We start from the raw sequence: 12,050 nt of genomic DNA on the forward strand, positions 1-12,050 counted from the left end.
ATGACACCTCGTGTGCCCCTGCTCATCGTCGGCCTGCTCGGCCTCCTCTCTCCACTGGCCCACGCCGAACGCGCCGACCGCGGCAAACCGGTCAACATCGAAGCGGACAAGGCCACCGTCGACGAGCGCAAGAAGGTGCATATCTTCGAAGGCCGCGTCGTGCTCACCCAGGGCACGCTCCAGATCAAGGGCGACCGCCTCACCGTCACCCAGGACGGAGACGGTTTCCAGAAAGGCGTGGCCACCAGCGAGGACGGACTGGCCTCGTTCCGCCAGCGTCGCGACGGCAGCGGCGAGTACGTGAACGGTCAGGCCAAGCGCATCGAATACGACGGCCGCACCCAGAAAACCTACCTGTATACCAACGCCCACGTGGTCAGCGGCAAGGACGAGGTACGCGGTCAGTACATCCAGTACGACGGCTACACCGGCCAGTACGTGGTCACCAACAGCGGCTCGAGTCAGGCCAACTCCGGCGGCGGCCGCGTGCGCGCCGTGATCCAGCCCAAGCAACCGGCGGCCGACGCGGCACCGGCAACGACGCCTGCGCCGTCCGACGCCGCGCCCGCCACCGACGCGCCCGCCCAGTAATCCAGGAGACAGCACGCATGACCCCCGAACACATTCTCGTCGAGACCCGTGGCCGCGTCGGCCTCATCACCCTCAACCGCCCCAAGGCGCTCAACGCGCTCAACGATGCCCTGGTCGACGAGATCGGCCAGGCGCTCGACCGTTTCGAGGCCGACGACGAGATCGGCGCCGTCGTCATCACCGGGTCGGAGAAGGCCTTCGCCGCCGGCGCCGACATCGGCGCCATGGCCGGCTTTTCCTATATGGACGCCTACCTGGGCGACTACATCACCCGCAACTGGGAACGGGTCAAGACCTGCCGCAAACCCATCATCGCCGCGGTGGCGGGCTTTGCCCTCGGCGGCGGCTGCGAGATGGCCATGGCCTGCGACATCATCATCGCCGCCGACACCGCCCGCTTCGGCCAGCCCGAGGTCAAGCTCGGCATCCTGCCCGGCGCCGGTGGCACCCAGCGTCTGCCGCGCGCGGTCGGCAAGGCCAAGGCCATGGACCTGTGCCTCACCGCCCGCATGATGGACGCCGAGGAAGCCGAGCGCGCCGGACTGGTCTCCCGCGTGGTCCCGGCCGAGCGTCTGCTCGACGAAGCCCTCGCCGCCGCCGAGACCATCGCCGGCTACTCGCTCCCGGTGATCATGATGATCAAGGAATCGATCAACCGCGCCTACGAATCCGGTCTGTCCGAGGGCCTGCTGTTCGAGCGTCGGCAGTTCCATTCCGCCTTCGCCCTGGAAGACCAGAAGGAAGGCATGGCCGCGTTCGTCGAAAAACGCCCCGCCCACTTCAAGCACCGCTGACCCCGCCCCACTACCGGCCCGCACCACGCGGGCCGGCTGCCCAGCCGTCATGCTTCCGTCTTTTTGCTGCAACAGCAAACACTTAGACTGCACCCACCGACGCAAGCCATCGGCACCAACTGCCGCAACGCACATACCGCCGCAAAGCAACTGAAACAAGTTGTTGCTTTTTCAGCGTTATTTTCGAACGACCGTATTTTGTGCATTGCACAAAATAGTTGACATGGCCGAATCGTCTTCTATAATTCGAACCATGTTGCATCGCAATATCTCTTTTATAGCAACACACCATCGATAGGAGAAGTTCATGTTCGCTACCCCCGAGCAAGTGGCCGCCACCAACAAGGCCAACGTCGAAACCATGCTGACCCTGGCCAACGCTGCCTTCGCCAGCGTCGAGCGCCTGGCCGCGCTCAACCTGAACACCGCCCGCAGCTTCATGGAAGACGGCGTGACCAACACCAAGGCCCTGATGGGTGCCAAGGACGTTCAGGAGTTCGTGAGCCTGCAGACCGCCATGGCCCAGCCGGCCGTCGAGAAAGTGGTCGCCTACGCTCGCAGCGTGTACGAAATCGCCACCCAGAACCAGGACGAAGTGTCCAAGCTGATGGAAGGCCAGATGGCTGAAGTCAACAAGGGTGTGGCCGCTGCGCTGGACAAGGCTGCCAAGTCCGCTCCGGCTGGCTCCGACGTGGCCGTGGCCGCCGTCAAGTCCGCCATCGCTGCTGCCAACTCGGCTTACGACAGCATGAGCAAGGCTGCCAAGCAGGTTGCCGAGATCGCCGAAGCCAACGTGGCTGCCGCGACCAACGCCACCGTCAAGGCCGTCGGTACCGCTCAGAAAGCTGCGCCGAAGACCACCGCTGCCAAGAAAGCCGCCTGATCGGTCTTTCCTGCCAGTCGAAAAAGCCCCGCAAGTGCGGGGCTTTTTCTTTGGGCGTGACCCGTCCGTCCGGGGTGGGCGAGAGCGCCCATCCAATGATCGGAGAACAGCCGCTCGTCCGAGACACATCGGCCGTTCTTCGTTGCCGTAAGCCGCGCCGCCGCCCAGGCAATGACGAAGGACGGGAGCGGCGTCCGAGCCGTCACCCGCCCCGCGTCGACACCTGCGAACTCAAGCGGCCTCGGCCGGATAGTGATGCGGGAACAGGCGGCGCATCTCCGCCTCGATCCACTGCTCCGCCCGCCGGTTGATTTCCTCGGTCGTCAGCCCCTCGCCCTCGATGACCGGACCGATGCTCACCACGATCTCGCCCGGCGTCTTCACGAAGGCGTTGCGACGCCAGAACTCGCCCGCGTTGTGAGCGATCGGCACCACCGGCGCGCCGGTGTGCGACGCCAGCCAGGCCCCGCCCGGCTTGTAACGCCGGGTCGTCCCCGGCGCCACCCGCGTCCCCTCGGGGAACACCACCACCCAGAAACCTTCGGCGAGCCGCTCGCGACCCTGTTCGACCACCTGCGCCAGGGCGTCCTTACCCGCCGCCCGGTCGATGGCGATCATCGGCATCCGCGCCAGCCCCCAGCCGAAGAACGGCAGGCGCAGCAGCTCGCGCTTGAGCACGAAGCAGATCGGCGGCAGGATGCGTTGCAGGGCAATCGTCTCCCACGCGGACTGGTGCTTGCACAAGGCCACCGCGGGCCGGTCGGGCAGATGCTCGGTGCCGATCACCCGGTGGCGGATGCCGAGCAGGTGACGGATGAACCACATGGCGATGCTCGTCCACCCGCCGATGATCCGGTAGCGGGTCTGGGGCGCCAGCGGCGTGACGAGCAGCGCAACGGCCGCGAAGACCGGGGTGATCAGGAGCAGCACGAGCGCGAACAGCGCGGAGCGAATCAGGGCCATCGGGGTCTCAGTCCAGCAAGGCGTCGACCACGGCGGCGAGGTCGGGATAGATATGGGTGCCCGGCGGCAGGGCCGGGTCGTCGCGGGTTTTCTCCCCCTTGCCGGTGAGCACGAGGTACGGCTCGCAGCCGACCGCGGCGCCGGCCTGCATGTCGCGCAGGCTGTCGCCGACGATGGGCACCCCGCCCAGATCGACATTGAAGCGCGATTCGATCTGCTTGAGCAGCCCCGGCTTGGGCTTGCGGCAGTCGCAGGTCGAATCGGCGGCATGCGGACAGAAGAAGATCCCGTCGAGCCGACCGCCGACCTGCGCCAGGGCCTCCACCATGCGGCCGTTGATCGCGTTGAGCATGTCCATGCCAAACAGGCCGCGACCGACGCCGGACTGGTTGGAGGCGATCACCACCCGCCAGCCGGACTGGTTCAGCCGGGCGATCGCTTCGAGCGAGCCGGGAATCGGCTCCCACTCCTCGGGCGACTTGATGAACTGGTCGGAGTCCTTGTTGATGACCCCGTCACGATCGAGCACGATGAATTTCATGGCGACTCCGCGCGCGGCGCGCTCAGACCGACAGCCGCGACAGGTCGGCGACCCGGTTCATCTGCCCCGCCAGGGCGCCGAGCAGGGCCAGGCGGTTGGCGCGGATGAGCGGCTCCTCGGCCATCACCATCACCTCGTCGAAGAAGCGGTCCACCGCCTCGCGCAGACCGGCGAGCGAGCGTAGCGATTCGGTGTAGTCCTCGTTGTCGAAGTGCGCACGCACCTGCGGCGCGAGGGCGTTGAGCTGATCGAACAAGGCCTTTTCGGCGGCTTCCTGGAACAGGGTCACGTCGGGCTCGCCCGGCACCGTGTCGGCCTTCTTGAGGATATTGACGATGCGCTTGTTGGCGGCCGCCAGCGCCTCGGCCTCGGGCAGGGCCTGGAAGGCCTGCACCGCGGCGAGCTTGGCCGGGACCAGATCGATCCGGGTCGGATCGAGCGCGAGCACCGCGTCGATCGCCTCGGGGGCATGGCCGGCATCGCGCAGCAGGTTGCGCAGGCGCTCCTGGAAGAAGCCCTGCAACGGCGCCCGCGGGTCTTCGCTCAACGCACCGGCAGCGAAGCCGGCAGCGGCGTCGTCGATGAGGGCGGCCAGATCCAGCGGCAGCGGCGTCTCCATGAGGATGCGCAGCACGCCGAGGGCCGCGCGGCGCAGGCCGAACGGATCCTTGTCGCCAGTCGGTAGCTGACCGATGCCGAAGAAGCCGACCAGGGCGTCGAGCTTTTCCGCCAGCGCCACCGCGGCGGCCACGTTGCCCTCGGGCAGCGCGTCGCCGGCAAAGCGCGGTTGGTAATGCGCCTCGATGGCATTGGCGACGACCTCGCCCTCACCATCGTGCAGCGCGTAGTAACGGCCCATGGTGCCCTGCAGTTCGGGGAACTCGCCGACCATCTCGGTCACCAGATCGGCCTTGGCGAGGCGGGCGGCGCGCTGGGCCGCGCTGCGGTCGGCGCCCAGCCGATGCGCGACGGCACCGGCGAGGGTCTCGAGCCGTTCGACGCGTTCGAGCAGCGAACCGAGCTTGTTGTGATAGACCACGTTGGCGAGCCGCTCGACGCGGCTGGCCAACGGCTGCTTGCGGTCGGTGTCGAAGAAGAAACGCGCATCGGCCAGACGCGGGCGCACCACGCGCTGGTTGCCGAGGACGATGTTGGACGGGTCCTGCACATGCATGTTGGACACGATCAGGAAGCGGTTGAGCAGCGTGCCGTCGGCGTCGAACAGGGGGAAGTACTTCTGGTTGGCACGCATGGTCAGGATCAGGCATTCCTGCGGCACGGCGAGGAACTCCTCGTCGAACTGGCCGACATACACCGTCGGGTGCTCCACCAGCGCAGCGACCTCGTCGAGCAGATCGCCGTACTCGCCCAGCAGCGCGCCCTGCCGTGCGGCCTCTTCCACCAGCTGCTTGTCGATGTTGGCGCGGCGCTCGTCGAAGCACGGCACCACCTTGCCCTCGGCCAGCAGCGTGGCCTCGTAGGCATCGGCATTGGCCAGCGCGATCTCGCCCCGGCTCATGAAGCGGTGGCCGCGGGTGACCTTGCCGGCGTCCAGATCCAGCACCCGGCCCGGCACCACGCGGTCGCCATGGAGCATCACCAGCTTGTGCACCGGGCGCACGAACTGCGCGTCCCCGGCGCCCCAGCGCATCACCTTGGGAATCGGCAGCGCCTTGACGGCGGCGCTCACCGCGTCGGAGAGCACCTCGTCGAGCTTCGCGCCCGGCACCGTCGAGGTGTAGAAAAGCGCCTCGGCCTTGCCGTCCATGCGCCGCTCGAAGCGGGCGATCTCGCTCTCGGCGATGCCCTTGGCGGCGAGTTTCTTGAGCAGCGGCGCCTTGGGCGTACCGTCCGCCTCCAGCGCCACCGACACCGGCATGATTTTCTCGGTCACCTCTTTCGCAGCGCCCTCGGACAGCACCTTGCCCACGGTCACCGCCAGCCGGCGCGGCGAGGCGAAGGGGCGCACGGCGGCGTCCTGGGCGGCCAGGCCACGGGCGACGAGCTCCTTGTGGATGGTGTGGGCGAAGGTCTCACCCAGGCGCGGCAGAGCCTTGGGCGGCAGCTCTTCGGTCAGCAGTTCGACCAGCAGGGTCGCGTCGGACATCACGCGGCCTCCTTGTTGTTGGGTTTGTCGGCCTCGTCGCACATGGGGAAGCCGAGTGCCTCGCGCGAGGCATGGTAGGCCGCCGCGACGCTGCGCGACAGGTTGCGGATGCGGCCGATGTAGGCGGCGCGCTCGGTCACCGAGATGGCGCCGCGCGCATCGAGCATGTTGAAGGTGTGCCCCGCCTTGAGCACCATCTCGTAGGCCGGCAGCGCCAGGTTCTGCTCCATCAGCCGCTTGGCCTCGCTCTCGTAGTTGGAGAACAGCGAGAACAGGAAGTCCACGTTGGCATGTTCGAAGTTGTAGGTGGACTGCTCCACCTCGTTCTGGTGGAACACGTCGCCGTAGGTCACCGCGCGGCCATCCGGCCCGACCGACCAGATCAGGTCATAGACGTTCTCCACGCCCTGCAGGTACATGGCCAGCCGCTCGAGGCCGTAGGTGATCTCGCCGAGCACCGGCTTGCAGTCGATGCCGCCGACCTGCTGGAAGTAGGTGAACTGGGTCACCTCCATGCCGTCGAGCCACACCTCCCAGCCCAGGCCCCAGGCGCCCAGGGTGGGGTTCTCCCAGTCGTCCTCGACGAAGCGGATGTCGTGCACCATCGGGTCGATGCCCAGCGCGCGCAGCGAATCCAGATACAGCTCCTGGATGTTCAGCGGCGAGGGCTTGAGCACCACCTGGTATTGGTAGTAGTGCTGCAGACGGTTCGGATTCTCGCCGTAGCGCCCGTCCTTGGGGCGGCGCGAGGGCTGCACATAGGCCGCGTTCCACGGCTCGGGGCCGATGGCGCGCAGGAAGGTGGCGGTGTGCGAAGTGCCGGCGCCGACCTCGAGATCGTAGGGCTGGAGCAGCACGCAGCCATGCTCGCCCCAGAATTTCTGCAGGCGCAGGATGACTTCTTGAAAGGTCGGTTTGTTTGCAGTCATGAGCGTGGCGGCGAGCGTGGGCCCGCCGCGTTGGAGCAAAAGCGCAATTTTACTGGCTATTTGCCCGATGACGAAGCCTGCGCGGCGCTTTTGCGCATCGACGCGTCATGGGGGCGCCGGATCGCCTTCTCGAGTTCGACGATCACCAGCGCCACCAGCCCGATGCCGACGATCTCCGCCCACGCGGCCGGCGGCACGGCGGCGGTGCCGAACACGGCCTGCATCGGCGCCCAGTAGGTGAACGCGGCCTGCAGCAGCACCTGCGCCAGCACCCCGCCCCACACCCAGCTATTGCTGAACGGGGCGATGCGCCACAGCGGCCGGCGCTGGCTGCGGCAGGCGAAGAGGAACACGATCTCCACCATCACGAACACGTTGACCGCCACGCTACGCGCCACCGCCACATCGCCGGAGAGCCCCGACCAGCGCACGAAAAGGCCGAAGGCGCCAGCGAGCATGACCACCCCGACGAGGACGATGCGCCCGACCAGCACCCGGTCGAGCATCGGCTGCCCCGGCGGACGCGGCGCGCGGTGCATCACGTCCGATTCGATCGGCTCGAACGCCAGGCTCATGCCCAGCAGGACCGCCGTGGTCATGTTGATCCAGAGGATCTGCAGCGGCGTGATCGGCAGTGTCACACCGGCGAAGATGGCGGCGAGGATCACCAGCCCCTCGCCGAAATTGGTGGGCAGGGTCCAGGTGATGAACTTGACCAGGTTGTCGTACACCCCGCGGCCGACCTCGACCGCCGCCTCGATGGTGGCGAAATTGTCGTCGGTGAGCACCATGTCTGCGGCCTCCTTGGCCACGTCGGTGCCGCCCGCCCCCATGGCGACGCCGATGTCGGCGGCCTTGAGGGCCGGCGCGTCGTTCACCCCGTCGCCGGTCATCGCCACCACCGCCCGGTGCGCCTGCAGCGCCCGCACCAGGCGCAGCTTCTCGGCCGGCTCGACGCGCGCGAACACCCGCACCGAACGCACCGCGGCCGCCAGTTGCATCTCATCCATGGCCGCCAGTTCACGGCCGACCACAACCGTGTCGTCGTCGTTCGCGATCCCCATCTGGCGCGCGATGGCCAGCGCCGTGAGCCCATGGTCGCCGGTGATCATCTTCACCTCGATGCCGGCCTGGTGGCAGGCCTTGACCGCCGCCGTGGCCCGCGCGCGCGGCGGGTCGATCATGCCCTGCAGGCCGATGAAGCTCAGATCGCCGGCCACATCCGCGTCGCACGCGAGTCGAGGCGCCGGGCTCAGCCGCGCGAAGGCGAGCACCCGCAGCCCGCTGGCCGCCATGCGCTGGGCCGCCACATCGATGGCCGACGCGTCCAGCGGCGCGGGCTGCCCCTCGGCGTCGAGCATGCGGGCGCAGCGCGGGATGATCCGCTCCAGCGCGCCCTTGACGAAGATCACCGCCCCGGCATCCGTCCGGTGCCGCGTGGCCATGGTCTGGCGCACCGCATCGAAGGGCAGCTCGTCCACGCGCGGGCATCCGGCAGCGATGCTGGCCTCGTCGAGGCCGGCCTTGCGGGCCGCCACGATCAGTGCCCCCTCGGTCGGGTCGCCGTCCACCGTCCATTCCCCGTCCCGCTTGATCAAGGCCGCGTCGTTGCACAGCACCCCCGCCACGAGGCACTCGCGCAGCGCCCCCGACAGGGGCACCGGCAGGCCGTCGCGGCTCAGCCGGCCGACAGGTGCGTAGCCGCGTCCCGACACCGCATAGACCTGGCCACCGACATAGATCGACTCGACAGTCATCTGATTCTCGGTGAGGGTGCCGGTCTTGTCGGAACAGATCACCGTAGTGCTGCCGAGGGTCTCGACCGCCGGCAGGCGCCGGATGATGGCGCGCCGGCGTGCCATGCGCGCCACCCCGATGGCCAGCGTCACCGTGAGCGCCGCCGGCAAGCCTTCCGGAATTGCGCCGACCGCCAGCGCCACCGCGGCCATGAGCATCTCCACCGCCGACTCGCCACGGGCCAGCCCGAGGGCGAAGGTCATCGCCGCCAGCGCCAGGATCACCACCAGCAGCAGATTGGAAAAACGCCCCATGGCCCGGGTCAGCGGGGTCTCGAGGGCCTCGGTGCCGGCGAGCATCTGCGCGATGCGTCCGGTCTCGGTGGCATCACCCGTAGCCACCACCAGGCCCCGGCCCTGGCCGGCCACCACCAGGGTGCCGGCAAAGGCCATGTTGCTGCGCTCGGCCACCCGGGTCGGCGCGGGCAAGGCCGCGCTGTGCTTGGCCACCGCCGCCGACTCGCCGGTCAGCGCCGCTTCGCTCGCCTGCAGCCCGGCAGCATGGGCGATGCGCACATCGGCGGGCACCCGGTCGCCCGCGGCCAGGTGGACCACGTCCCCCGGGACCAGGTGCGCCGCGTCGAGGCGATGGCGGGCGCCGCCGCGCTGCACGCTCACCTCGCTGGACACCGTCCGCGCCAGGGCCGCCAGCGCCTGCTCGGCCCGCCCTTCCTGAATGAAGCCGACCACCGCATTGACGAGCACCACGCCGAAGATGACCGCGGCGTCGACCCACTCGCCCAACACCGCGGCGGCGGCCCCGGAGAGCAGCAGGATGTAGATCAGGGGCTGATGGAACTGCAGCAGCAGCCGGCGCACGGGACCGCGCCCGGGCGGCTGCGAGAGGCGGTTGACACCGTGCACGCCAAGCCGGCGCCGGGCTTCTTCATGGTCCAGGCCGTGATGGACGTCGGTGGCCAGGCGCGCAGACACGCTCTCCACCCCGTGGGCATGCCACGGATGGGGGGTATCGTCGTCGGGCGGGCGGAGCGTCGGGTCCATGCCACCATGCTACTGCCCCATGGCGGCGGGACGTTGACCTAGGTCGACGATCGGCGTCGGCGCCCGCGGCGCAGCGCCGACGGCACGACCATGAGTCCGGCCAGGGCCAGCGCCAGCGCATCGCCCCAGCGCATGTACGGGGTGGTGCCGGTCATGCCCTGCACCTGCGTTTCGAGCACATCGCGGGTAAACGCCGGCAACACCGCCGCCACCGTGCCGTCCGGGGCGATCGCCGCGGTCATGCCGGTGTTGGTGGCGCGCAGCATCGGCCGTCCGGTCTCGATGGCGCGCACCCGGGCCATCTGCAGGTGCTGCGGCTGGGCGAAGGAGTCGCCGTACCAGGCCAGGTTGGAGAGGTTCACCAGGACGGTGGCGTCGCCCGCACGGCGACGGATCTGGTTGCCGAACACGTCCTCGTAGCAGATATTGAGGGCCAGGCGCTGATCGGCGACCGCCATCATCGGCTGATCCGCCGCCCCCGCCGTCTGGTCCGACATGGGAATCTTGGCGAGCCGGTAGAACCAGCCGAAGGTGGGCGGAGAATACTCGCCGAAGGGCACCAGATGGTGCTTGGCATAGTGCTGGCCGGGACGGGCGCCGAGGCTGACGGCGGCGTTGTAGATGTGTTCCGCGGTATCGCGCATGAACACGCCGGCGACGACCGTGCCGCCTCCGGCGGCCGCGCCCAGTTGCTCCAGATACCCGGGCGGCAGCCGGTCGGCCAGCATCGGCAGGGTCGATTCGGGCAGCACCACCAGGTCGGCGGGATGCTCGCGCACCAGCTGCAGGTTGAGGTCCAGCCACTGGCGCAGGCGCTCGGGCTGCCACTTGAGGTCCTGCTCGACATTGGTCTGGATCAGGGCGACCCGGAGCGGCGCCCCGGCCGGTTCGGTGTAGCGCACCGACCGCAGGGCCTGGCCACTCCCCAGGATCAGGACGGTAGCGATGCACCAGGGCCCCAGCCGCCCCGGCCCCTTGCGCAGCATGAGCCCCAACCCCGCGGCGAGCATGGCGAGCAGCGCCCCCACGCCATAGACGCCCACGAGCGGGAAGAAGCCGGCCAGCGGGCTCGGCGGCGTCTGCGAGTTGGCGATGGACAGCCACGGAAAGCCGGTGAACACCCAGCCGCGCAGCCACTCGCCCAGCACCCACACGCCCCCGGCCAGGAGCGCGTCGCGCCAGGCTCGGTGCGCGCGCAGACGCACGAAGGCCATGGCGGACAGCGCCGGCCACAGGGCCAGGTAAGCGGCGAACAGGAAGATGCACGCCGCCGCGATCGGGCCCGGCATGCCGCCGAAACGATGCAGCGCCACGTACAGCCAGGAGATGCCGGCCACGAAGCAGCCCAGGCCCCAGGCGAGCCCGAGCGCGAAGCCCTCGCCAGCACGACGGCAGCCGGCGAGCAGGCCGAACAGCACCGCCAGGGTCACCAGCGGCAGCGGGAACAGCAGGAAGGGCGCGAAGCCGAGCACCGTGGCGGCGCCGGCGAGCATCGCCAGGATGAGGTGGCGCAGACGCATGCGGATCGGGATCAGTCGGCCGCTTCGGCCTCCGGCTCGGGAGCCTTGTCCACCAGCAGGGTGTGCACCCGCCGGCTGTCGGCCCGCAGCACCTGGAAGCGCAGGCCGTCGATGATCACGATCTCGCCCCGCTTGGGCAGGCGCCCGAGCTGCCGGATCACCAGCCCGCCGACGGTATCGAACTCCTCGTCGTCGAACTGCTTCTCGAACGCGGTGTTGAAGTCCTCGATCTCGCAGGTGGCCTTGACCCGGTAGCGACCGGCATGGTCGAGGCGGATGTTGTCTTCGACCTCGTCGAAGTCGAACTCGTCCTCGATGTCGCCGACGATCTGCTCGAGCACGTCCTCGATGGTCACCAGGCCGGCCACGCCGCCGTATTCGTCCACGACGATGGCCATGTGGTTGCGGCTGACGCGGAACTCGCGCAACAGCACGTTGAGGCGCTTGGATTCGGGCACGAAGATCGCCGGGCGCAGCATGTCGCGCAGGTCGAACTCGCGTCCGGCGAAATAGCGCAGCAGGTCCTTGGCCATGAAGATGCCGAGCACGTCGTCGCGATTTTCGCCCACCGCCGGAAAGCGCGAGTGGGCCGCGTCGATCACGGCGTTGGCGATCTCTTCCATGGTGTCGTCCACATGGATGACGTCCATCTGCGCACGCGGGATCATCACGTCGCGCACCTGCATTTCCGAAACCTGCAGGGCGCCTTCGATGATGGAGAGGGCATCGCCGTCGAGCAGATTGCGCTCGAAGGCCGAATGCAGCAGTTCGATCAGGTCCTCCCTGTCCTCGGGCTCGGGCGAGAGCAAGGCAGAGAGGCGGTCAAGCAAACTAGGTCGACTCGGGGAACTATCCATTCAGGGTGTCTGGTCCAGGGAGCTGGGATGTGGGCGCGCGGCGCACGCACACATCCAAGATCCCCCG

The 12,050-nt window shown here is 68.6% G+C and carries 10 protein-coding genes; 3 read left to right on the plus strand and 7 right to left on the minus strand.

Annotation, left to right across the window (positions count from 1 at the left end; all coding sequences use genetic code 11):
* The 3 genes from lptA to phaP all read left to right on the plus strand — a co-directional run bounded on the left by lptA (position 1) and on the right by phaP (position 2,268).
* Positions 1 to 591, plus strand: coding sequence for a lipopolysaccharide transport periplasmic protein LptA (lptA, locus tag G3580_RS14935; RefSeq protein WP_173766811.1), 591 nt, complete (start codon positions 1 to 3; stop codon positions 589 to 591).
* Between the two features lie 17 nt (positions 592 to 608).
* Positions 609 to 1,385 carry an enoyl-CoA hydratase gene (locus tag G3580_RS14940; RefSeq protein ID WP_173766813.1) on the plus strand — a complete coding sequence of 259 codons (777 nt, stop codon included), beginning with the start codon at positions 609 to 611 and terminating at the stop codon, positions 1,383 to 1,385.
* A gap of 307 nt (positions 1,386 to 1,692) precedes the next feature.
* On the plus strand, positions 1,693 to 2,268 hold the full coding sequence (phaP, locus tag G3580_RS14945) for a phasin family protein (protein ID WP_173766815.1): 576 nt from the start codon (positions 1,693 to 1,695) through the stop codon (positions 2,266 to 2,268).
* 231 nt (positions 2,269 to 2,499) lie between these two features.
* On the opposite strand, the gene G3580_RS14950 is transcribed toward phaP, so the two are convergent.
* The 7 genes from G3580_RS14950 to G3580_RS14980 are packed head-to-tail and all read right to left on the minus strand — an operon-like array spanning position 2,500 to position 11,983.
* Complete coding sequence (locus G3580_RS14950) at positions 2,500 to 3,231, minus strand: lysophospholipid acyltransferase family protein (RefSeq protein WP_173766817.1); 732 nt, start codon at positions 3,229 to 3,231, stop codon at positions 2,500 to 2,502.
* 7 nt (positions 3,232 to 3,238) lie between these two features.
* Positions 3,239 to 3,772 (minus strand): D-glycero-beta-D-manno-heptose 1,7-bisphosphate 7-phosphatase, encoded by a 534-nt coding sequence (gene gmhB, locus G3580_RS14955; protein ID WP_173766819.1) that lies wholly within the window; start codon positions 3,770 to 3,772, stop codon positions 3,239 to 3,241.
* A 22-nt stretch (positions 3,773 to 3,794) separates the two neighbouring features.
* Positions 3,795 to 5,879 (minus strand): glycine--tRNA ligase subunit beta, encoded by a 2,085-nt coding sequence (glyS, locus tag G3580_RS14960; protein WP_173766821.1) that lies wholly within the window; start codon positions 5,877 to 5,879, stop codon positions 3,795 to 3,797.
* The gene (glyQ, locus tag G3580_RS14965) at positions 5,879 to 6,808 is read right to left on the minus strand and encodes a glycine--tRNA ligase subunit alpha (RefSeq protein WP_173766823.1); all 930 of its coding nucleotides are present in this window, start codon (positions 6,806 to 6,808) and stop codon (positions 5,879 to 5,881) included. Before glyQ ends, glyS begins: the two co-directional genes overlap by 1 nt.
* 56 nt (positions 6,809 to 6,864) lie before the next feature.
* Complete coding sequence (locus G3580_RS14970; RefSeq protein WP_173766825.1) at positions 6,865 to 9,606, minus strand: cation-translocating P-type ATPase; 2,742 nt, start codon at positions 9,604 to 9,606, stop codon at positions 6,865 to 6,867.
* A gap of 38 nt (positions 9,607 to 9,644) precedes the next feature.
* Entirely contained in the window at positions 9,645 to 11,126 is a 1,482-nt protein-coding gene (gene lnt / locus G3580_RS14975) for an apolipoprotein N-acyltransferase (protein ID WP_173766827.1), read from the minus strand.
* Positions 11,127 to 11,137: 11 nt separating this feature from the next.
* Positions 11,138 to 11,983, minus strand: coding sequence for an HlyC/CorC family transporter (locus tag G3580_RS14980; protein ID WP_173766829.1), 846 nt, complete (start codon positions 11,981 to 11,983; stop codon positions 11,138 to 11,140).
* Positions 11,984 to 12,050: the final 67 nt, after the last annotated feature.

The sequence above is a fragment of the Nitrogeniibacter mangrovi genome, assembly GCF_010983895.1.
GTDB classification, from domain to species: domain Bacteria; phylum Pseudomonadota; class Gammaproteobacteria; order Burkholderiales; family Rhodocyclaceae; genus Nitrogeniibacter; species Nitrogeniibacter mangrovi.

Excerpts from the sequence above, each read along its gene's own strand:
- G3580_RS14940 (WP_173766813.1), top strand. The coding sequence starts at position 609 with ATGACCCCCGAACACATTCTCGTCGAGACCCGTGGCCGCGTCGGCCTC.
- lptA (WP_173766811.1), top strand. The coding sequence starts at position 1 with ATGACACCTCGTGTGCCCCTGCTCATCGTCGGCCTGCTCGGCCTCCTC.
- G3580_RS14980 (WP_173766829.1), bottom strand. The coding sequence starts at position 11,983 with ATGGATAGTTCCCCGAGTCGACCTAGTTTGCTTGACCGCCTCTCTGCC.
- glyS (WP_173766821.1), bottom strand. The coding sequence starts at position 5,879 with ATGTCCGACGCGACCCTGCTGGTCGAACTGCTGACCGAAGAGCTGCCG.
- G3580_RS14970 (WP_173766825.1), bottom strand. The coding sequence starts at position 9,606 with ATGGACCCGACGCTCCGCCCGCCCGACGACGATACCCCCCATCCGTGG.
- glyQ (WP_173766823.1), bottom strand. The coding sequence starts at position 6,808 with ATGACTGCAAACAAACCGACCTTTCAAGAAGTCATCCTGCGCCTGCAG.
- lnt (WP_173766827.1), bottom strand. The coding sequence starts at position 11,126 with ATGCGTCTGCGCCACCTCATCCTGGCGATGCTCGCCGGCGCCGCCACG.
- gmhB (WP_173766819.1), bottom strand. The coding sequence starts at position 3,772 with ATGAAATTCATCGTGCTCGATCGTGACGGGGTCATCAACAAGGACTCC.
- G3580_RS14950 (WP_173766817.1), bottom strand. The coding sequence starts at position 3,231 with ATGGCCCTGATTCGCTCCGCGCTGTTCGCGCTCGTGCTGCTCCTGATC.
- phaP (WP_173766815.1), top strand. The coding sequence starts at position 1,693 with ATGTTCGCTACCCCCGAGCAAGTGGCCGCCACCAACAAGGCCAACGTC.